This window comes from Streptomyces malachitofuscus, from assembly GCF_055571035.1.
Window position 1 is genome coordinate 9,240 of sequence record NZ_JBVIGA010000011.1, and the last position, 19,472, is coordinate 28,711.

Below are 19,472 nucleotides of genomic sequence, written 5' to 3' on the forward strand. Positions count from 1 at the left end.
GACGCCCGCGGCGAGATCCTCGAACTCAAGAACACCATCAACACGATGGTCGACCAGCTCTCCGCCTTCGCCGACGAGGTCACCCGCGTCGCCCGCGAGGTCGGCACCGAAGGACGCCTCGGCGGCCAGGCCGATGTGCAGGGCGTCAAGGGAACCTGGCGCGATCTCACCCACTCGGTGAACTTCATGGCGGGCAATCTCACCGGCCAGGTCCGCAACATCGCGCTGGTGGCGACCGCCGTCGCCAAGGGCGACCTGTCCCAGAAGATCACCGTCGACGCCCGCGGCGAGATCCTCGAACTCAAGAACACCATCAACACGATGGTCGACCAGCTCTCCGCCTTCGCCGACGAGGTCACCCGCGTCGCCCGCGAAGTGGGCACCGAAGGACGCCTCGGCGGCCAGGCCCAGGTGCGGGGGGTCTCCGGCACCTGGAAGGACCTCACCGACAACGTCAACGTGATGGCGTCCAACCTGACCGGTCAGGTCCGCTCCATCGCCCAGGTCGCCTCCGCGGTGGGCCGGGGCGACCTGTCGCAGCGGATCAGGGTCGAGGCCGCCGGCGAGGTGGCGGCACTGGCCGACGTGATCAACACCATGGTCGACACGCTGTCGGCCTTCGCCGACGAGGTCACCCGCGTCGCCCGCGAGGTCGGCACCGAGGGCCGCCTCGGCGGCCAGGCGCATGTGCCCCATGTCGCGGGCACCTGGCGGGACCTCACCGACAACGTCAACTCCATGGCCAACAACCTCACCGGCCAGGTGCGCAACATCGCGCTGGTGACGACCGCCGTGGCCAGGGGCGATCTGTCGAAGAAGATCGACGTCGACGCGCGCGGGGAGATCCTCGAGCTGAAGACGACCATCAACACGATGGTCGACCAGCTCTCCGCCTTCGCCGACGAGGTCACCCGCGTCGCCCGCGAGGTCGGCACCGAGGGCCGCCTCGGCGGCCAGGCCGAGGTCGAGGGTGTCTCCGGCACCTGGAAGCGCCTGACCGAGAACGTCAACGAGCTGGCGGGCAACCTCACCCGGCAGGTCCGCGCGATCGCGAAGGTCACCAGCGCCGTCGCCGAGGGCGATCTGACGCGTTCGATCAGCGTGGAGGCGTCCGGCGAGGTCGCCGAGCTCAAGGACAACATCAACGCGATGGTGGAGTCCCTGCGCCAGACCACCCGGGCCAACCAGGAGCAGGACTGGCTCAAGACCAACCTCGCCCGGGTCTCCGGCCTGATGCAGGGACAGCGCGACCTGCCCGTGGTCGCCGAGCTGATCATGGACGAGCTGGTGCCGCTGGTGTCGGCCCAGTACGGCGCCTTCTACCTCGCGGAGGACGGCGACGACGGCCCCGAGCTGCGCCTCGTGGGCTCCTACGGCTACCCCGACGACGACGGGCGGCCCACCCGTATCGCCTTCGGCCGCACCCTGGTCGGCCAGGCCGCGCGCAGCCGCCGCACGATCACGGTGGACGAGCTGCCGCCGGACTACGTGACGATCTCCTCCGGGCTGGGCCGGGTGGTGCCGACCGCGCTGGTGCTGCTGCCGATCGTGGTCGAGGGCCAGGTGCTGGGCGTCATCGAGCTGGCGTCGGTGTCCCCGTTCACCCAGATCCACCGGGACTTCCTGGTCCAGCTGATGGAGACCATCGGCGTCAACGTCAACACCATCGTGGCCAACGCCCGTACCGACGAGCTGCTGGCCGAGTCGCAGCGGCTCACCGCCGAACTGCAGGAACGCTCCGCGGAGTTGCAGACGCAGCAGGAGGAACTCCAGCACTCCAACGCCGAACTGGAGGAGAAGGCCGCGCTGCTGGCGGCGCAGAACCGGGACATCGAGGCGAAGAACCTGCAGATCGAGCACGCCCGGCAGGAGCTGGAGGCACGGGCCCAGCAGCTGTCGCTGGCCTCGAAGTACAAGTCGGAGTTCCTGGCGAACATGAGCCACGAGCTGCGCACGCCCCTCAACAGCCTGCTGATCCTGGCCCAGTTGCTCGCCCAGAACCCCTCCCGCAACCTCAGCCCGAAGCAGGTCGAGTACGCGCAGATCATCCACTCGGCGGGCTCGGACCTGCTGCAGCTGATCAACGACATCCTCGATCTGTCGAAGGTCGAGGCGGGGAAGATGGACGTGAGCCCCGAGCGGGTGGAGCTGCGCCGGCTCGTCGAGTACGTCGAGGCCACCTTCCGGCCGATGACGATGCAGAAGAGCCTGGACTTCACGGTGACGACGGCTCCGGGCGCGCCGGCGGACCTGCTCACCGACGACTCCCGGCTGCGGCAGGTGCTGCGCAATCTGCTGTCCAACGCGGTCAAGTTCACCGAGCTGGGCGGGGTCGAGCTGCGGATCGAACCCGCCCCGGACGACGAGGTGCCCGCCGGCGTGCTGCGGGGCGGGCCCGTGGTTGCCTTCCGGGTGCGGGACACCGGTGTCGGGATCCCGGAACAGCATCTGGAGTCGATCTTCGGTGCCTTCCAGCAGGCGGACGGCACGACCAGCCGCAAGTACGGGGGCACGGGACTGGGCCTGTCCATCACCCGGGAGATCGCGCATCTGCTCGGCGGCGCGGTCACGGTGGACAGCGTCGCGGGCCAGGGCAGCACGTTCACGCTGTTCCTGCCCGTGGCCCGGCCGGACTTCGAGGAGCTGTTGCGACCCGCACCGGTCGTGGAGCACGGGGCGGCCGAGGCGCTGCAGGACGCGTCGTCCCGGCCGCTTCCGTCGCTCGAGTCGGGGGCCGGGCAGGGGCAGCGTCCGCGGCGGCTGCTCGTCGTGGAGGAGCGGCCCCGGGGTCTGCTGACCCTGGTGGCGGAGAGCGTGGTCCAGGACGTCACGCGCGGCGACGGCGCGTCGCGGCCGTCGGTCGACATCATCACCGCCGTCGGCGCCCAGGAGGCGGCCGGCGCGCTGGCCGCCGATCCGTGCCACTGCGTGGTGCTGGAACTCGGTATGGAGGAGGAGATCACCCGGTTCCTCGAGGCGCTGCGCGGCGATTCCGCGCTGGCGAGCGTGCCGGTGCTGGTGCACAGCGGTCACCGTGCGGCCGACGTGGCGGTGGAGGAGAATCTGCGCTCACGTGCCGAGGGGACGGCACTGGAGTTCCTGTCCAGCCTCGACGAGCTGCGTGAGCGCATCGCCCTGCACCTCTCCGCCGAGGAACCGGGGGACGTGCTGTCGCTGGTGCGGGCCGACGAGACGCACCGGCCGGCCCCGCAGACCGTCGTGGACGGCTCGTTCACCGGCCGGACGGTCCTCGTCGTCGACGACGACGCGCGCAACCTGTTCGCGCTCAGCGGGATCCTGGAGCTGCACGGCTTCCGTGTCCTGCACGCGGAGAACGGCCGCGCGGGCATCGAGAGACTGGTGAACAACCCCGAAGTGGCCCTCGTGCTGATGGATGTGATGATGCCCGAGCTGGACGGCTACGCCGCCACGGCCGAGATCCGCGGCATGCCGCAGTACGCCGACCTGCCCATCATCGCCGTCACCGCGAAGGCCATGCCCGGTGACCGGGAGAAGAGTCTCGCCTCGGGGGCCAGCGACTACGTCACCAAACCGGTCGACACCCAGGCCCTGATCGCCTGTGTCCGCCGTTGGCTGCCCGCATGAGCGCCGAGCGTCTGCCCGGGCGTCCGACGGCGGGGCCCGCGGGGGTGTCCGCCGACTCGCCCGTGGGCAGGCTCGCGGCCACCGTGGACCGGCTCAGCCGTGAGGTGCGGGCGGCACAGGCCGAGGCCGAGGGCCGGGCGCTGATCGAACTGGCCAAGGGCATCCTGGTCGAACGGCTGGGGTGCGGTCCCGCACAGGCCGCCCGCCAGCTCACGGAGCTGACCGAGCAGGCCGGGACGACTCAGCTGGAGTTCGCGGTCGAGGTCATCAACCAGGCCGCCCGGGACCGGATGTCCGAGGTGACGGACGCCTTCCTGGCCGCCACCCGGGCCGCCGGGGACGCGGGGCCCGAGCCTGCCGCCGTACGGCTGCGCGCGGCCGAGAGCGGGGCGCTGGCCGCGGACGACACCCAGGCCGTGGCCGAGTCCCTCCTCGAACAGGCGCTGCGCCCGCTGGGCGCGGTGGCCGTGGCGATCTGGGCGGCCGGCGCCGACGGGTCGCTCACCCTCGCGGGCAGCGCCGGGTTCTCCCCCGCCGAGGCGGCGCGCTGGTACTACGTGCCGCCGGACGTGGCGACGGTCGCCCGGTGCGCCCTCGCGGAGCGCGACGGCCTGTGGATCGGGTCGACGGCCGACCGCGGTCTGCCCAGCGTCGGCCGGCACCACTACCCGGAGGGCGGCAGGGCGGCCGTTCCGGCCGGTACCGGGGGGCGGGTGTACGGCGTGCTGGAGATCGTCTGGCCGGCTCCGCTGCCCGAGCAGCCGCCGCAGATCGTCCGCCAGGTGGAGGCCCTGGCCGAGCTGTGCGCGCACACCCTGGAGACGTACACGCCGCCGAGCGGCCCGGCCCGGCGGCCGCAGGTGCTGCCGGACGCCGCGGAGCTGATGGACCTGGCCGACGGGCTGTACGACCCGGCCCTGGTCCTGGTGCCGCACCTGGACCCCTCCGGGAACCTGCTGGACTTCCGCATCCAGCACGTCAACAGCCGCTTCCTGGACCCGGCGGGCCGGCCGCGTGCCATGGTCAGCGGCGCGCTGCTGCTGGAGGCGTATCCGATGGCCGCCGGGAACAGCGAGCTGTTCCAGCGGATCGAGCGGGTGTACGCCACGGGTGAGCCGTTCCGGGCCCGGCGGATGAACCTCACCGCCCTGGTCGACCAGGTGCCGCTGGCCGCGGTCGCGGACATCAGTGTCAGCCGGCACGGCTCCGGCATCCTGTTCATCTGGCGGATCGAGGACGAGACGGCCCGCCTGGCGAGCCTGCTCCAGCACGCCCAGCGGCTCGGCCGGATCGGCGGTTTCGAGGAGAACCTGCTGACCGGGGAGATCACCTGGAACGGTCAGCTGTTCGACCTGTACGGGCGGCCGCCGACCAGCTCTCCGGTGCCGCTCGAGGAACTGCCCGCGCACGCACACCCGGACGACGCGGTCGCCATCGGCCGTTTCCTGCGCACGCTGCTGCACCACCGGCGGCCGGCCTCCGCGGCCTTCCGGCTGCAACGGCCCGACGGAGTGACCCGCCACATCCGCGTCGTCGCCGAACCGGTCCTGGACACCGACGGCAGGCTGCTCACGACCCGCGGCGCCTACCAGGACATCTCGGCCCAGCACTGGACGGAGGTGGCGCTGGCCGCCACCCGCGACCAGCTGGCGCACACCGAGCAGCACGCCAGCGAGCGGGACCGGCTGGCGCTGCAGCTGCAGCGCGCCATCATGCCGCCGACCCAGGCGCCGCTGCAGGTGCCGGGCCTCGACGTGGCCGTCCGCTACCGGCCCGCGGAGGCCGAGCAGCTGGTGGGCGGCGACTGGTACGACGCCGTGGTGCTGCCGTCCCGGCTGGTGCTGCTCTGCGTGGGGGACGTCGCGGGGCACGGCATAGAGGCGGCGACCAGCATGGTCGTCCTGCGCAACGCGCTACGGGGCCTCGCCGTGACCGGCGCCGGCCCCGGGCAGCTGCTGTCGTGGCTGAACATCGTGGCGCACCATCTCACGGGCGGCGTCAGCGCCACCGCGGTCTGCGGCCTGTACGACCCGGCCTCGCGCACGCTGCGGTGGGCGCGGGCGGGTCATCTGCCGCCGGTGCTGGTGCGCGGTTCCGAGGCGGCTCCGCTTCCGTTGGTACGCGGACTGCTGCTGGGCGCCGTACCGGAGGCGTCGTACGAGGAGGCGGAGGTGCGGCTGGCCGCCGAGGACAATCTGCTGATGTACACGGACGGTCTGATCGAACGCCGGGACCGCACCGTGGAGGAGTCCCTGACCCATCTGCTGGCCACGGCCGCGACGGCCCCGGGCACCCTCGACCAGCGGCTGGACCGGCTGCTCACGTACAGCAGGTCGGACACCGACGACGACACCTGCATCGTGGGAATCCGGGTGGGATGAGCCGGCTCGCCGCGACGGACGGCGGGCCGAGGCATGAGCCGGCGATTCGGGGGTACGCGCGGCAGCGCTACGTAGAGCTTGATCACCTTGTTGGAGGTACTCGTGCACATCGCCCAGGACCCGTTGTCCGTCGAGGTGACCCTTCCCCGTGAGGATGTGGCCCTTCTCACGGTGGAGGGCTACTTGGACGTCGACACGGCGACCGAGTTCCAGCACCACCTGGCGAACCAGCTGCATCACGGCCGCCGGCACTTCCTGCTGGACCTGTCGGCGGTCCCCTTCATGGACTCGTCCGGCATGAACATCATCCTGCGCGTGTACCAGGAGGCGCGCGAGCTGCCGGGGAGCGTGCACATCATCGCGCCCACTCCCGCCGTGCGCCGCATCCTGGACCTGACGGGAGTGAGCATCACCGTCCCGGTCTCGGAGAGCGTCGACGAGGCGCTGGAGCGGGTCGACGCGATGCCGGACGCACCGGCCGAACCGGGCGCCTGAACACATTCCCGCGCCGCGGTGCCCGAGGTGGGCCCGGCACAGGGCGACTACGTAGAGGAGAGGAAACACGTGCCGCAGCACGAAACGGGCGGGACACCGGCGCACGAGGTCAGGGACTTCCTGCTGCGCCGGAGCGAGCAGATCGCCCAGCGGTGGGCCGACGAGCCCCTGTTCCGCACGGTGTTCACGGTCTCCCGCGAGGAGGCGGTGGATGCCGGCAAGGCGGTCGTCGACGCGCTCGCCCAGGTGGCCGACTCCCAGCGGGTCGAGGATCCGGACGCGGCCGGCTTCACCGGTGTGCGCGAGCAGCTGGCGCGGATGGGGGCGGCCCGTTCCCGCGCGGGGCTGTCCACCACCCAGGTGGCGGCCGAACTGGCCGCGCTGCGTCCACCGGTGGAGAACCTCCTGGTCGCCGATCTCGAGCAGGAGGCCCCCGAGCGGGTACGGGAGTGTTCGACGGTACTGAGCGTGCTGATGGGCACGCTGCGCCTGGTGGCCATGCAGACCGCGCTGAGCGAGATTCAGGCGCTGACCGACCGGCAGCGGCTCCAGCTGCTGGAGGTGGCGACCCCGGTGATCAAGCTCTGGGACGGCATCGTGGCGGTCCCGCTGATCGGGACGCTGGACAGCGCCCGCAGTCAGGTGGTGATGGAGACCCTGCTCAACGCGGTCGTCGACCAGCATGCCCGGTTCGCGATCCTCGACATCACCGGTGTGCCCACCGTCGACTCGCTGGTGGCGCAGCATCTGATGAAGACCGTCGCCGCGGCCCGGCTGATGGGCGCGGAGTGCGTGGTGTCCGGCATCCGTCCGGCGATCGCGCAGACCATCGTGCACCTCGGGCTGGACCTCGGCACGGTGAAGACCCGGGCGAGCCTCGCCGACGCCCTCGGGTACTGCCTGCACGAGCTGGGGGCGAACATCGTGAACGCGGCGCCCGAGGGCGCGGGACGACGGTGAGCGAGGACTTCTCCCGCCCGGTCGCGGGACATGTGCCGGTGCTCAGGCTGGGGAACGTCCTCCTGGTCACCCTTCAGGGCGACCTGCACGACAGCATGGCGTTCCAGCTCCAGCAGGACCTGTCCGAAACGATCGCCCGCAGCCGGGTCACCGGGGTGGTGATCGACATCTCCGGTGTGGAGATCGTCGACTCCTTCCTCGGGCGGGTGCTGGCCGAGATCGCGGCCCAGACCGAGCTGCTGGCCGCTCGGACCGTGCTGGCCGGGATGCGGCCCGCGGTCGCCATCACCCTGGTGGAGCTCGGGCTGACGCTGCCCGGGCTGCGGACCGCGCTCACCACCGAGGCGGCACTGGAGCTCCTCGCGCAGCCCATCGTGCCGGGCCGGACCGGCGGCGTGCGCGAGGAGAGCCCGTGATGCCCACCTCTGCGGGCGTGGAGGCCCGCCTTCCCATCCGGTCGGACATGGATCTGGTGTGGGTGCGTCAGCATGTGCGGCAGGCCGCCGCCAAGCTCGGCTTCGGTCTGGTGGACCAGACGAAGCTGGTGACGGCCGCCAGCGAGCTGGCGCGCAACGCCCTGGTCCACGGCGGGGGCGGTGTGATGGAGGCGTCGCACGTCACCGCCGACGGGACCGACGGGCTGCGGCTGACGTTCAGCGACTCGGGACCGGGCATCGCCGATCTCGACCGGGCGCTCAGCGACGGCTACACCTCCGGCGGCGGGCTGGGGATGGGTCTGGGCGGCGCGCGGCGGCTCGTGCACGACTTCGCGGTCGAGAGCACCCCCGGGTCGGGCACCACGGTGCGGGTGACCTCGTGGGTGTCCCGGCCGCCGCGTCCTCGCGAGGACCTCTGATGCCCCGCGTGTGGGACGTACCGGTCCAGGACCCGACCCGGGTGCGGGACGTCCGGGTCGCGGCGGAGGAGGCGGCGGCCCTGGCCGGGCTGGACGATCGGCGCACCGCCTCCGTGGCACTGGTGGCGACCGAGCTCGCCACCAACCTCCTCAAGCACGCGCAGGCGGGTCAGGTGCTCATCGACGTGGTGGCCCCGTCCGTACCCCGGGAAGGCCTGCCGGGCCGGGCGGTGCAGATCACCGCGATCGACCACGGGCCGGGGATCACCGATGTGGACACCGCGCTGCGGGACGGGTTCTCCTCGAGCGGCTCGCTCGGCGCGGGCCTCGGCACCTGCCGCCGTCTCGCCGACGACTTCGGTCTGCACAGCGTGCCCGGCCGGGGCACCGTCGCGGTGGCCCGCATCGGCCGTCCGGGCCCCGGCGAGGACGCTCCGGGCGGCCCCGGTGCGCACGCCGGCGGGGTCAACGTCCCGTTCGCCGGCGCGGACTTCTCGGGGGACGCCTGGGCCTGGGTCAGGTCCGGTGACCGGTTGACGCTGATGCTGGCCGACGGGCTGGGGCACGGCAGCGAGGCGGCCCGTGCGTCGACCGCCGCCGTCGAGGAGCTGCGCCACTGGGCCCGGCTGCCGCCCGCCGAGATGCTGCAGAAGCTCCACACGGCCCTGGCCGGGACACGGGGCGCGGCGGTCGCCGTGGCTCAGCTCGACGTCTGGACGGGCCTGCTGCGCTTCGCCGGGATCGGCAATGTGTCGGCCCGGCTGCGGGAGGGCGACCGCTGGCGCTCCCTGCTGTCCCGGCCGGGCATCGTCGGAGTGCACCGGCCCAACACGGTGCGCGAGGACGAGGTTCCCTGGACCTCCGAGAGCCTGCTGATCCTGCACACGGACGGTCTGCCCGGCCGCTGGACGCCGCCTCCGGGCACCGGCCGGCCGCCGGCCGACCCGGCTGTGACGGCGGCCGTGACCGTCCGGGACGCCGGAAGTCCCGCCCGCCCGGTCCGCGACGACACCGCCGTGGCCGTGCTCGCCCCCGTCCCCTCGGAGCACCCATGACACCCACCCCGCACGCGGCACGCACCGGCGCCACCGCCGCACGGCCGACCACCACTCCCCCACACCCCCACCGCGACAGCAGCCACCCCGCCCCTCCGGAGCCCATGACACCCAGCCACCCGACCGGCACCGCCATGAGCCTGCCGCACGTGCCCGGCGGCACCGTTGCGGTCGTTGCGGGTCGTGATTGCCCGGGGCTGCCATGACGCGTGTCTGGCGGATCGGGACGGTCACCGAGGCGGCGTGCGCCCGGGTCGCCGTCGCGCGGCTGGCGGCGGCGTACGGGGTGCCCACCGTGGAACGCACCCGGCTGGCCACGGCGCTCGGCGGCCACTTGCGGCAGTGCCTCACCAAGGGCGGCGTCTGGGAGCTGCGGGTGGAGGAACCGGACGCGGCCGCCGAGGAGGCGGTCCTGCGCGCCGTGGTGGGCCCCTCCCCCGGTGCGGACGCCTCCGTCCGCACCCCGTGGACGGTGACGGTGCCCTGTCCCGGGCCGGGGCGGACCGCGGCCGACGCCGGCCCGGAGAGCGAGGACGCGGCCGGACTGGCGGACGCGCTGCTGGGCGCCGACGAGGACACCGCCTCGGTGCTGGAGATGCTCGCCGAGCAGGAGGAGCTGGTCGCCTTCCACCGGGAGGAGCTGCATCAGACCAACCAGGGGGTTCTGGCGCTGCACGCCGAGCTGGACGCGGCCGGAAGGGCGCAGCGTGAGGCGTTCGCCGCCGAGCGCCGGGCGCGTGAGGAGGCGGAGAACGCCCGGCGTCGGCTGAGGTTCCTCGCCGACGCCAGCGCCACGCTCAACGCCTCGCTGAACCACGACGAGATCGTGCGCCGGCTGCCGGAACTGCTCGTGCCGCGGTACGCCGGCGGAGTCGACGTATGGCTGTTCGACCACGAGGACGACCGGCACCGGCCCACCGCCCACCCGGGTGCGGCCGTCCTGGCCGCCCGCACCGGCCGTCCGCAGTACGCCGCCGACCACCCCGGAGGGCTGCCCGGCGTCGACGACCGGCCCCCGTCGGCCCTGGATCCGGCGCGGCCCCTGCTGTGCATCCCGCTGCTGACGCCGCGCAGCGCCGCGCTGGGGGTGCTCACCCTGTGGCCGCCCGGTGAGCGCTGGGACCCGGACGACGCCGTGACGCTGATCGAGTTCTGCCGGCGGGCCGGCATCGCCATGGACAACGCCCGGCGCTTCGAGCACAACCGGGACATCGCCGAGACGCTGCAGCGTGCCCTGCTCACGGAGCTGCCGACGACACCGGGCCTGAGCCTGGCGGCCCGCTATCTGCCGGCCACGCACGGGCTGAACGTCGGCGGCGACTGGTACGACGCGTTCCGGCAGCGGGACGGCAGTCTGATCACCGTCATCGGGGACGTCACCGGGCACGGGCTGCACGCGGCGGTGATGATGAGCCAGCTGCGCACCGCGCTGCGCGCCTACGCCGTCGACGGCGGCGGGCCGGGCCGGCTGCTGACCCGGCTGCACGGGTATCTGCGCCACCTCCAGCCGGACCTCTTCGCCACCGCGGTCATCGCACGGTTCCATCCGGACGAGCACACGCTGACGTGGGCCGCGGCGGGTCACCCGCCGCCGGTGCTGCGGCTGCCCGACGGACGGGTGCGGATCCTGGACGCCAAACCGGGCGCGATGCTCGGTATCCCGCTGCGGCAGGAGATCGCCGACCACACCGAGCGGCTGACGCCCGGCTCGACGCTGGCGCTCTACACGGACGGGCTGGTCGAGCGGCGCGCCCGGGGCATCGACCCCGGCATCGAACGGCTCGCGGGGGTCCTCGGGGCGTACGGTTCCGATGCTCTGGACACGGATCTGGAGAAGTCGGCGGACCGGATCCTGCATCCGATGCTGAGCGACTCCGAGCGCGACGACGACGTGTGTCTGCTGCTGTGCCATCTGCACCGCTGAGGCGGGGCCGGCCGCGGTGACCGTCGTGCCTTCCCGGTGCGTTCCGGGGCGGGTGCGGGCATCGTGGTGCTGAACAGGGGCACGCGTCAGGCATCGACGGCCGAGGCGGACCGCCTGCAGCCGGAGGAAGGGATGGACACCGTGACACGACCCAGGATCCTTGTGGTGGGCGCGGGCTTCGCCGGCGTGGAATGCGTGCGGCGGCTGGAGCGCAGGCTCGCCCCGAACGAGGCCGACCTCACGCTGGTGACCCCGTTCTCCTACCAGCTCTATCTGCCCCTGCTCCCCCAAGTGGCCTCGGGCGTGCTGGCCCCGCAGTCGGTGGCGCTGTCCCTGCGCCGCAGCGAGAGGTACCGCACCCGGATCATCCCGGGCGGGGCCATCGGCGTGGATCTGCGGTCCAAGGTGTGTGTGATCCGCATCGTCAACGGCGAGATCCTCGACGAGCCGTACGACTACATCGTGCTGGCCCCCGGCAGTGTCACCCGCACCTTCGACATCCCGGGGCTGACGGACCACGCCTTCGGGATGAAGTCGCTGGCCGAGGCCGCCTACCTCCGCGACCACGTCATCTCCCAGCTCGACCTGGCCGACGCGAGCCACGATCCGGCGGAGCGGGCCTCCCGGCTGCAGTTCGTGGTGGTCGGCGGCGGCTACGCGGGTACGGAGACGGCGGCCTGTCTCCAGCGGCTGACGCACGCGGCCGTCAAGCGCTATCCCCGGCTGGACCCGGGCCTGATCAAGTGGCATCTGATCGACATCGCGCCGAAACTCATGCCGGAACTGGGTGAGAAGCTCGGGCGCAGCGCGCACGAGATCCTGACCCGGCGCGGCATCGAGGTCTCACTGGGCGTCTCGATCGGGAAGGCGAGCGCCGAGGAGGTCACCTTCACCGACGGCCGGGTGGTGCCGACCCGCACCCTGATCTGGACCGCGGGTGTCGTCGCCAGTCCCCTCATCGCCACGCTCGGCGCGGAGACCGTCCGGGGACGGCTCGCGGTGAACGCGGACATGTGCCTGCCGGGTCACGACGGGGTGTTCGCGCTCGGCGACTCGGCGGCGGTGCCCGATGTGGCCAAGGGCGACGGCGCCGTGTGCCCGCCGACCGCGCAGCACGCGCTGCGGCAGGGCCGGCACGTGGCCGAGAACGTCATCGCGACGCTGCGGGGCCGGCCGACGCGGCCGTACGTGCACAGGGACCTCGGGCTCGTGGTGGACCTCGGCGGCACCGACGCGGTGTCCAAGCCGCTCGGCTTCGAACTGCACGGTCTGCCCGCCCAGGCGGTGGCCCGCGGATACCACTGGTCGGCGCTGCGCACGAATGTCGCCAAGACCCGGGTGATGACCGACTGGCTGCTGAACGCCGTCGCCGGCGACGACTTCGTACGCACCGGGTTCCAGGCGCACCGGCCCGGCAATCTGCGGGACTTCGAGTACCTCGACGCCTACCTGACACCGGAGCAGGTCCGGGCGCACGTCGAGGAAGCGGGCCGGGCGGCTCGGTGATCCGTCGCGCACGGGGCGGTGCGACGGGGGAGGGTGCGAAGGGGTGAAGGAGGCGGGACGCCCGGGGCGCACGCGGCTGCGGGACCACCTGGCGGCGTCCGATCCCGGACTGCTGCGGCTGACGGCGGGACTGCGGACGGTGGGGGCCATCGCCCTGACGCTGGCCGTCCTCGCCTCGCTGGGTTTCGAGGTGTCCCGGCTGGTGGCGGGGGCGATGACGGCGATGGTCGCCACGTTCGCCATCCGGGAGCGGCAGCGCGGCGCCCAGGCGGTCACGCTGGCCTTCGGGCTGCCGCTCGCACTGGTGTCCGTGTCACTGGGCGCCGCTCTCAGCGAGCGGGTGGTCGTCGGGGACGCCTTCTTCGTCGTCCTGATCTTCTGTGCCGTCTACGGCCGGCGGTTCGGCGACCGCGGGACCGCCCTCGGCCTGATCGGCTTCCAGGTGTACTTCGTGTCCCTGTTCGTCGGGGCCTCCGTGGCGGAGCTGCCCGGTCTGTGGGCCGCGCTGGCCGTCGCGTTCGCGAGCAGTGCCCTGGTGCGGTTCTTCGTCGTCCCCGTCACCCCCACCGGACTGCTCGAGCGGCTGCGCCAGGCCTTCCGGGCCCGGCTGGGCCGCCTCGTGTCCGCACATCTGGCGCTGCTGGACGCCGGGCCGGACGAGGTGGACAAGGCGCTGGAGGAGGTGCGGGAGGGCACCGCCCGGTTGCACGAGACGGCCCTGATGATCCAGACGCGGCTGGAGGAGGGCACGCCCGACGAGCCGACGGCGCGGCTGGTGCAGCGCCGGATCGCGGACGCCGAGATCGCCGCCGAGCGGCTCGGCCTGCTGCTGCTCTCGGCCCGCAGCGCCGAACGGGCGGACACCCTCACCCTCCATCTGCCCGGCGCGCCCGCCCCCGAGGTGGGCCGGCTGCCCGGGCCGGACGAGGCCACGGACCGGTTGCGCCGGGATCTGCTGGCGCTGCGCGCGCTCGTGCTGTGGACGGGGACGGCGGGAACCGGCATGGCCCAGTTGCGCAACCGGCTGCTGGCCTACCGGGACGAGGAGAACCTGCCGCCCGCCTCGCCGGCGGTGCAGGACGTGTTCCGGGCCGTCGGGGAGACCGCCCGCGCCGTCATGGGACTGCGTGTCGCCCTGGACGGTCCGCAGGACGAGTCGGACGACAGCCCGGCGACGGCCAGGAGCCGGGAGGAGCTGGACGCCGAGGACGCGGCCATCGACGCCGGTGAGGAGCCGGAGCCGGACGCGTCGCGGACGGGGCTGCAGCGTCCCACCACGCGCGCGGCCGTGCAGGTGGCCGTGGGGTCAATCCTGGCCATCATCGGCGGTGAGCTGCTGTCCACGGGCCGGTGGTACTGGGCGGTGCTGACGTGCTGGATCGTCTTCATCAACACGGCCTCGACCGGCGAGATCCTCGTCAAGGGCTACCGGCGGCTGCTGGGCACGGTGTTCGGCGTCGTCGCGGGCATCGCGCTGGCGGCCGTGGTGGGCCGGCACACCGTGGCGGCGTTCCTGCTGGTGCTGGTGCTGATCTTCGCGATGTTCTACACGGCGCCGCTGTCCTACACGCTGATGTCGTTCTTCGTGACCGCGATGCTCGGGCTGCTGTACACCCTGCTGCACACCTACAGCTGGGAGGTGCTGGTGCTGCGCCTGGAGGAGACGGCGCTGGGCGCGGCCTGCGGGGTGGTGGCCGCGGCACTGGTCCTGCCGGTGAACACCGACCGGCGGACCAACGAACTGCTGGTCACCGTGCTGGAACGGCTCGCCGAGGTCACCGAGGCCGCGGTCGGGCAGCTCAGCGGAGGGCCCGCCGGCGATCTGCTGGACAAGGCGCGGGAGCTCGACCAGGCGCTGGGCGACCTGCGTGCCGCGACCCAGCCGCTGACCCACCCGGTCACGCCGTTGCGGGCCCGGCGGACGAACGCTCGCTACGTCGTGGCGCTTCTCGAGACGTGCGCGTACCACGCGCGTTCGCTGGCGGCGACGGCGGAGCTGTTGCCGTCCCATCCCTCGATCGCGGCCGACCCCCGGCTGGGCGGCGCGGCCGGACGCACGGTGCGCAACATCGGGACCATCGCGGCCCGTGTCGCGGACGAGGACGGCACCGGACGCGTCGAGACGGGCCCGAGCATCGCGTCCCTCCTGGGCGACGAGGGCACCGGCCGGTACGGGCGCATCACCGGCCGGGTGCTGCGCCACCTGGAGCGGCTGGACGAGGCCGTGGTCGGCCTCGCCCGGCCCCTGGGCGTTCGGGTGGCGGCGCCCGACCGGTGAACCGGCCGGCGCCAGGACGTCTCAGAAGTCCGTGGGCAGGCCGCTGGCCTCGGCGATGCCGCGCAGTTCCTCGTTCTGGCGTTGGCGGTCCCGGATGAGGTCGGCGATCTCGCCGAGCCGGGAGGGGTCCGCGGCGGTCGCCGCGTCGGTGACCACGCGGATCGGGCCGGTCTCGTCGACCTCCAGCTCGACCACCTCGTTGTCCATGCGGCCGGTGACGGCGGTGGCGATGACCAGGGCGGCCTCGTCACGGACCTCCTGGGGCAGTTCCTCGTCGCCGCCGTCCAGCGCCAGGTCCAGACCCGACAGGCGGTGTTCGTCGATCGCCTCGAGGACCGGCTCCACCACACGGAGCAGAAGCCGGTAGTCCTCGGTGTCCATCCGCACGCGCAGGAGGTCGAGGTAGACGTCCACGGGCCGGCTTTCCGGGGGGATCTCGGATTCGCTCATCGGCTACGGGTTCCCCGCGACCGGCGACTCATACGGCGGCCGGCCGTGCCGAGCGGGCCGGGCCGGGTGCGTCCTCCGCGGCCAGCCAGCTGTGTGCGGTGGTGAGCGCGTGCCGTACGTCCCGGGTGCCGGTGGACACACAGAGGGTGTACGCCAGGTCGGTGATCCTCGCGGCCCGGGCCGCGTCGGGAGTGCCGGCCGTGGTGACGGCCAGGGCCTCGTACTCCTCGACGAGGCGGCGCAGCACGGTGGGGTGGGGCTTCAGCATGTTTCTCGCTTCTCGGTCGGGTCGGGTGCTGTTCAGGCCGTCGCGGAGTGTCCGCCGGTGCCGCGGGGGCCCTTGCGCTGTCCCATCACGTCGGCGCGCACCCGGGCACAGCTGCGGCTGATGAGACGGGAGACGTGCATCTGGGAGATTCCCAGGTGATCGGCGATACGGCTTTGGGTCATGTCTTCGAAGAAGCGCATGTAGAGAATGGCGCGCTCGCGCTCGGGCAGCCGGCGCAGGCCCTCCTTGGCGGACTCGCGGTCGACCACGACGTCGTAGGAGGCGTCCGCGGCGCCGAGGGTGTCGGCGAGGCTGTAGCCGTCGTCGTCGGTGGACAGTTCCGCGTCCAGCGACAGGGTGCTGAAGCTCTCCAGCGCCTCCATGCCGGCGCCGACCTCCTCCTCGGTCAGTCCGGTGTGGGCGGCGATGTCCGCAATGGACGGTTCGGGACTGCCGGGGTTCTGGGTGAGCTCGCGCCGGGCCACCCGCACCTTGTTGCGCAGTTCCTGCACCCGGCGGGGGACGCGCAGGGCCCACATCCGGTCGCGGAAGTGCCGCTTGACCTCACCGGTGATGGTGGGGACGGCGTAGCTCTCGAAGGCGCCCCGGCTCGGGTCGAACCGGTCGATGGCCTTCACCAGACCCAGGGCGGCCACCTGGCGCAGGTCCTCGATGGACTCACCGCGGTCGCGGAAACGGCCGGCGATGCGGTGGGCCATGGGCAGCCACGCGGTGGCGAGCTCGTCGCGGACCGCGTCCCGCTCGGGGCCGTCCTCCAGGGACGCCAGCCGTGCGAACAGGGCTGCGGTGTCGGGGGCGTCGTCGTGGCGCCGGCGGGGCGGTGCGCCGGTGGTGTCGGAGGAACCGGGACGAGGGGCGGACGTGTCAATGAGCATGCGGTTTCGCTCCCGAACGGTGGTTTGGGTGGACTACCGCGGGCCGGCGCCGCCGGGACACCCGGAGGGTCCTCAGCGGCTTGCCGCTCCCGCTGGCGCGCCTCCGGTCCGAAGCACGAACCTCCGATTGCCCCCGACCCGGTGGAACAAACTCCGCTTCCTGCACGGAATCCGCCGGGGCTCAGACCAGGGGAACGACCGCGGTGATGCACTTGCCGCCCGCGGGCAGGTCCGACACCCGGACGTCGTGGGCCAGCCGGCACACGATGGGCCATCCGTGGCCACCGGGCCGGCGGCGTCCGCGCTGGTCGGTGTGCGGCACGACGACGGGCAGTTCGTCGCTGCGGTCGCTCACCGACAGCCGCACTCCGGGCCCGCTGACGTCGACCCGGAAGTCGGTGACCCCGCCACCGTGCAGGATCGCGTTGGTCGTGAGTTCGGAGGCGACGAGCAGGGCGTCCGCCAGGGCTTCGGTGTCGCAGTCGGTGTGCGTGGCCCGGCAGCGTTCGGACACCGCCCGTGCCACGGCCTCGCGCACCTCGGCCGGACGGCACGGAAGCGACGACCCCGCCCGGCGCGCGCCGGGCGGCTCGGCAACGGGTTCGATCGAGTACTCCTCACACATGCTGCGGCCTCCAGATTCGGTGACGAAGGGAGATGAGGGGCGATGACAAACGCCTCGGACCTCCCTTTTCGGCTCACCTGTCCCGGTACGGGCAAACCTCCCGGCCGTTTCCCGGACGTCTGTCATTCGAACGGCGCACAGGGGTACGCGTGGTCGTATGACCGATGTGGTGGACTCGGACGAACTGCTGCGGCGCATTCAGCGGGCGAGGGCCTGCGCGGCACAGGAGGAGCGGACCTGGCGGGCCCGCGGTGAGGAACTCGGGCGCGAGAGCTCCGGCGATTCCGCCGCCGCACGCGATGCGGACATGCGCCAGGTGGCCTACGGGGTGGTGCTGCGGGTGCTGGACGAGATCCTGACGCCGGGCAAGCACCCGACGACGGGCTGAGCGGCCGGGGCGGAGGGATTGGCACCGCCCGTCCCGGGCACCCGGGGGCCCATGACGGTCGATCACAGCCGGGCGCCGGTTCTGCAGGCGCTGGAGGACTATCACCGCAAGGGGCGGCTGGGCTTCACCCCGCCCGGGCACAAGCAGGCCCGCGGCGCCGATCCGGCGGTGCGCGAGGTGCTCGGTGACTCGGTGTTCCTGGGCGATGTGCTGGCGACGGGCGGCCTGGACGACCGGCTCACCCGGGGACGGGTCCTGCAGGAGGCCCAGGAGCTGATGGCCGACGCGGTCCACGCCGAGCACACGTTCTTCAGCACGTGCGGGAGTTCCCTGTCGGTCAAGGCGGCGATGCTGTCGGTGGCGGGTCCGCACGAGAAGTTGCTGATCGGGCGGGACGCCCACAAGTCGGTGGTGGCGGGGCTGATCCTGTCCGGGATCGAGCCGGTGTGGGTGGAGCCGCGGTGGGACGCCGGGCGGCATCTGGCGCATCCGCCGTCGGCCGCCGACTTCGACCGTGCCTTCGAGGCGCATCCGGACGCCCGCGGCGCACTGGTCACCAGCCCGACCCCGTACGGCAGCACCGCGGCGTTGGAGGCGATCGCCGAGGTGTGCCACCGGCGCTCGCTGCCGCTGATCGTGGACGAGGCCTGGGGCGCGCATCTGCCCTTCCACCCCGATCTGCCGTCCTGGGCGATGGACGCGGGGGCCGACATCTGTGTGACCAGCATCCACAAGATGGGCAGTGGTCTGGAGCAGGGCTCCGTGTTCCATCTGCGCGGCGACCTCGTGCCTCCGGCGCTGCTCGGCATGCGGGCCGATCTGCTGGGCACGACCAGCCCCTCGGTGCTGATCTTCGCGGGCCTCGACGGCTGGCGGCGGCAGATGGCCCTGCGCGGCAAGGAGCTCATGGGGGCGGCGCTCGGCCTGGCGGCGGACGTCCGGGCCGCGGTCGAGGAGATCGACGGGATGCACGTCAACGACCGGGACGACTTCTGCGGCCCGGAGCTCGCGGACGGCTTCGACCCGCTTCCCTGTGTCATCGAGGTGGCGGACCTCGGCATCACCGGCTACCAGGCGGCGGACTGGCTGCGCGGTCACCGGAGCATCGACGCGCATCTGGTGGACCACCGCCGCATCGGGGCGCAGATCACCCATGGCGACGACCGTGAGACGGCCGGAGAGCTGCTGTCGGCGCTGCGGGACCTGGGCCGGGCGGCGCACGGTATGCCCGCGGCGCCGCGGGTGGAGGTGCCGCAGCCGGACGAGCTGCGGATGGAACAGTCGATGCTGCCGCGGGACGCGTTCTTCGGTCCCGCCGAGGAGGTGCCGGTGTCCGATGCCGCCGGGCGGGTCTCCGCCGAGATGATCACCCCTTATCCGCCCGGCATCCCGGCCGTCCTGCCGGGCGAACGGCTCACCGGACCCGTGCTCCGGTATCTGTCCACGGGGCTGGCCGCGGGCATGTATCTGCCCGACCCGTCGGATCCCGGCCTGGAGACGGTGAGGGTCGTGGACGAGCGGGCCGCCGGGTGAGCCCGGTGAAGCAGGTCACGCGGCCCGATTAACGGAACCCCGACCGAATGGTTTATCGTTCACTCATACGTGGTGACGGAGTCGACGCCCTGTCCTCCGGACACCACCGCTTACGGCCCTGGCTGGCTTCCCCCGTCCAGCCAGGGCTTTTTCATGCCCGGATGGCCACGGTGCCCGGGCGCGGAAAATCTCCCGTCCGCCGAGGTGCCCCGAACGGCGGCAGCGGCTGAAATGAACGTAGGGAAAGCACC

16 protein-coding genes are annotated in these 19,472 nt (G+C 72.7%); 12 read left to right on the forward strand and 4 right to left on the reverse strand.

Translation table 11 applies throughout. The annotated features are described in order from the left end of the window. The 10 genes from ACZ44S_RS17410 to ACZ44S_RS17455 form a co-directional block, all read left to right on the forward strand. Nucleotides 1-3,606: HAMP domain-containing protein (locus tag ACZ44S_RS17410; RefSeq protein ID WP_466929751.1), on the forward strand; the 3,606-nt coding region annotated here is incomplete at its 5' end. Further along, nucleotides 3,603-5,987, forward strand: a complete 2,385-nt coding sequence (locus ACZ44S_RS17415) for a SpoIIE family protein phosphatase (RefSeq protein ID WP_466929754.1) — start codon at nt 3,603-3,605, stop codon at nt 5,985-5,987. The genes ACZ44S_RS17410 and ACZ44S_RS17415, both read left to right, overlap by 4 nt. A 102-nt stretch (nt 5,988-6,089) precedes the next feature. Continuing rightward, on the forward strand, nt 6,090-6,482 hold the full coding sequence (locus ACZ44S_RS17420) for an STAS domain-containing protein (protein ID WP_466930224.1): 393 nt from the start codon (nt 6,090-6,092) through the stop codon (nt 6,480-6,482). Between the two features lie 69 nt (nt 6,483-6,551). After that, complete coding sequence (locus tag ACZ44S_RS17425) at nt 6,552-7,442, forward strand: STAS domain-containing protein (RefSeq protein ID WP_466929757.1); 891 nt, start codon at nt 6,552-6,554, stop codon at nt 7,440-7,442. Further along, the gene (locus ACZ44S_RS17430; RefSeq protein WP_466929760.1) at nt 7,439-7,858 is read left to right on the forward strand and encodes an STAS domain-containing protein; all 420 of its coding nucleotides are present in this window, start codon (nt 7,439-7,441) and stop codon (nt 7,856-7,858) included. The genes ACZ44S_RS17425 and ACZ44S_RS17430 overlap by 4 nt, the downstream gene beginning before the upstream one ends. Further along, the gene (locus ACZ44S_RS17435) at nt 7,858-8,298 is read left to right on the forward strand and encodes an anti-sigma regulatory factor (RefSeq protein WP_466929763.1); all 441 of its coding nucleotides are present in this window, start codon (nt 7,858-7,860) and stop codon (nt 8,296-8,298) included. Before ACZ44S_RS17430 ends, ACZ44S_RS17435 begins: the two co-directional genes overlap by 1 nt. Next, nucleotides 8,298-9,353, forward strand: a complete 1,056-nt coding sequence (locus ACZ44S_RS17440; RefSeq protein WP_466929766.1) for an anti-sigma regulatory factor — start codon at nt 8,298-8,300, stop codon at nt 9,351-9,353. Before ACZ44S_RS17435 ends, ACZ44S_RS17440 begins: the two co-directional genes overlap by 1 nt. Before the next feature lie 202 nt (nt 9,354-9,555). After that, a complete protein-coding gene (locus tag ACZ44S_RS17445; RefSeq protein ID WP_466929768.1) occupies nt 9,556-11,277 on the forward strand; it encodes a PP2C family protein-serine/threonine phosphatase in 1,722 nt (573 codons plus the stop codon). Nucleotides 11,278-11,409: 132 nt separating this feature from the next. Beyond that, nucleotides 11,410-12,783 carry an NAD(P)/FAD-dependent oxidoreductase gene (locus ACZ44S_RS17450; protein ID WP_466930227.1) on the forward strand — a complete coding sequence of 458 codons (1,374 nt, stop codon included), beginning with the start codon at nt 11,410-11,412 and terminating at the stop codon, nt 12,781-12,783. A 43-nt stretch (nt 12,784-12,826) separates the two neighbouring features. Then, nucleotides 12,827-15,061, forward strand: a complete 2,235-nt coding sequence (locus ACZ44S_RS17455; protein ID WP_466929770.1) for an FUSC family protein — start codon at nt 12,827-12,829, stop codon at nt 15,059-15,061. Nucleotides 15,062-15,082: 21 nt separating this feature from the next. Here the strand turns inward: ACZ44S_RS17455 and ACZ44S_RS17460 are convergent, their stop codons facing one another. From ACZ44S_RS17460 to ACZ44S_RS17475, 4 genes are all read right to left on the reverse strand, one after another. Beyond that, a complete protein-coding gene (locus ACZ44S_RS17460) occupies nt 15,083-15,511 on the reverse strand; it encodes a hypothetical protein (RefSeq protein WP_466929773.1) in 429 nt (142 codons plus the stop codon). Nucleotides 15,512-15,539: 28 nt separating this feature from the next. Beyond that, on the reverse strand, nt 15,540-15,779 hold the full coding sequence (locus ACZ44S_RS17465) for a DUF5133 domain-containing protein (protein WP_190163296.1): 240 nt from the start codon (nt 15,777-15,779) through the stop codon (nt 15,540-15,542). Between the two features lie 32 nt (nt 15,780-15,811). Next, the gene (locus tag ACZ44S_RS17470; RefSeq protein WP_466929775.1) at nt 15,812-16,675 is read right to left on the reverse strand and encodes a SigB/SigF/SigG family RNA polymerase sigma factor; all 864 of its coding nucleotides are present in this window, start codon (nt 16,673-16,675) and stop codon (nt 15,812-15,814) included. A 181-nt stretch (nt 16,676-16,856) separates the two neighbouring features. Then, a complete protein-coding gene (locus ACZ44S_RS17475) occupies nt 16,857-17,300 on the reverse strand; it encodes an ATP-binding protein (protein ID WP_466929776.1) in 444 nt (147 codons plus the stop codon). A 157-nt stretch (nt 17,301-17,457) separates the two neighbouring features. On the opposite strand from ACZ44S_RS17475, the gene ACZ44S_RS17480 reads away from it, so the two are divergent. Both ACZ44S_RS17480 and ACZ44S_RS17485 read left to right on the forward strand, forming a co-directional pair. After that, the gene (locus ACZ44S_RS17480; protein WP_466929777.1) at nt 17,458-17,688 is read left to right on the forward strand and encodes a hypothetical protein; all 231 of its coding nucleotides are present in this window, start codon (nt 17,458-17,460) and stop codon (nt 17,686-17,688) included. A 51-nt stretch (nt 17,689-17,739) separates the two neighbouring features. After that, complete coding sequence (locus ACZ44S_RS17485) at nt 17,740-19,221, forward strand: aminotransferase class I/II-fold pyridoxal phosphate-dependent enzyme (RefSeq protein WP_466929778.1); 1,482 nt, start codon at nt 17,740-17,742, stop codon at nt 19,219-19,221. Nucleotides 19,222-19,472: the final 251 nt, after the last annotated feature.

Coding starts and splice junctions, on each gene's coding strand:
- ACZ44S_RS17415 (WP_466929754.1), top strand. CDS start 3,603: ATGAGCGCCGAGCGTCTGCCCGGGCGTCCGACGGCGGGGCCCGCGGGG.
- ACZ44S_RS17435 (WP_466929763.1), top strand. CDS start 7,858: ATGCCCACCTCTGCGGGCGTGGAGGCCCGCCTTCCCATCCGGTCGGAC.
- ACZ44S_RS17440 (WP_466929766.1), top strand. CDS start 8,298: ATGCCCCGCGTGTGGGACGTACCGGTCCAGGACCCGACCCGGGTGCGG.
- ACZ44S_RS17445 (WP_466929768.1), top strand. CDS start 9,556: ATGACGCGTGTCTGGCGGATCGGGACGGTCACCGAGGCGGCGTGCGCC.
- ACZ44S_RS17450 (WP_466930227.1), top strand. CDS start 11,410: ATGGACACCGTGACACGACCCAGGATCCTTGTGGTGGGCGCGGGCTTC.
- ACZ44S_RS17460 (WP_466929773.1), bottom strand. CDS start 15,511: ATGAGCGAATCCGAGATCCCCCCGGAAAGCCGGCCCGTGGACGTCTAC.
- ACZ44S_RS17465 (WP_190163296.1), bottom strand. CDS start 15,779: ATGCTGAAGCCCCACCCCACCGTGCTGCGCCGCCTCGTCGAGGAGTAC.
- ACZ44S_RS17470 (WP_466929775.1), bottom strand. CDS start 16,675: ATGCTCATTGACACGTCCGCCCCTCGTCCCGGTTCCTCCGACACCACC.
- ACZ44S_RS17475 (WP_466929776.1), bottom strand. CDS start 17,300: ATGTGTGAGGAGTACTCGATCGAACCCGTTGCCGAGCCGCCCGGCGCG.
- ACZ44S_RS17480 (WP_466929777.1), top strand. CDS start 17,458: ATGACCGATGTGGTGGACTCGGACGAACTGCTGCGGCGCATTCAGCGG.
- ACZ44S_RS17485 (WP_466929778.1), top strand. CDS start 17,740: ATGACGGTCGATCACAGCCGGGCGCCGGTTCTGCAGGCGCTGGAGGAC.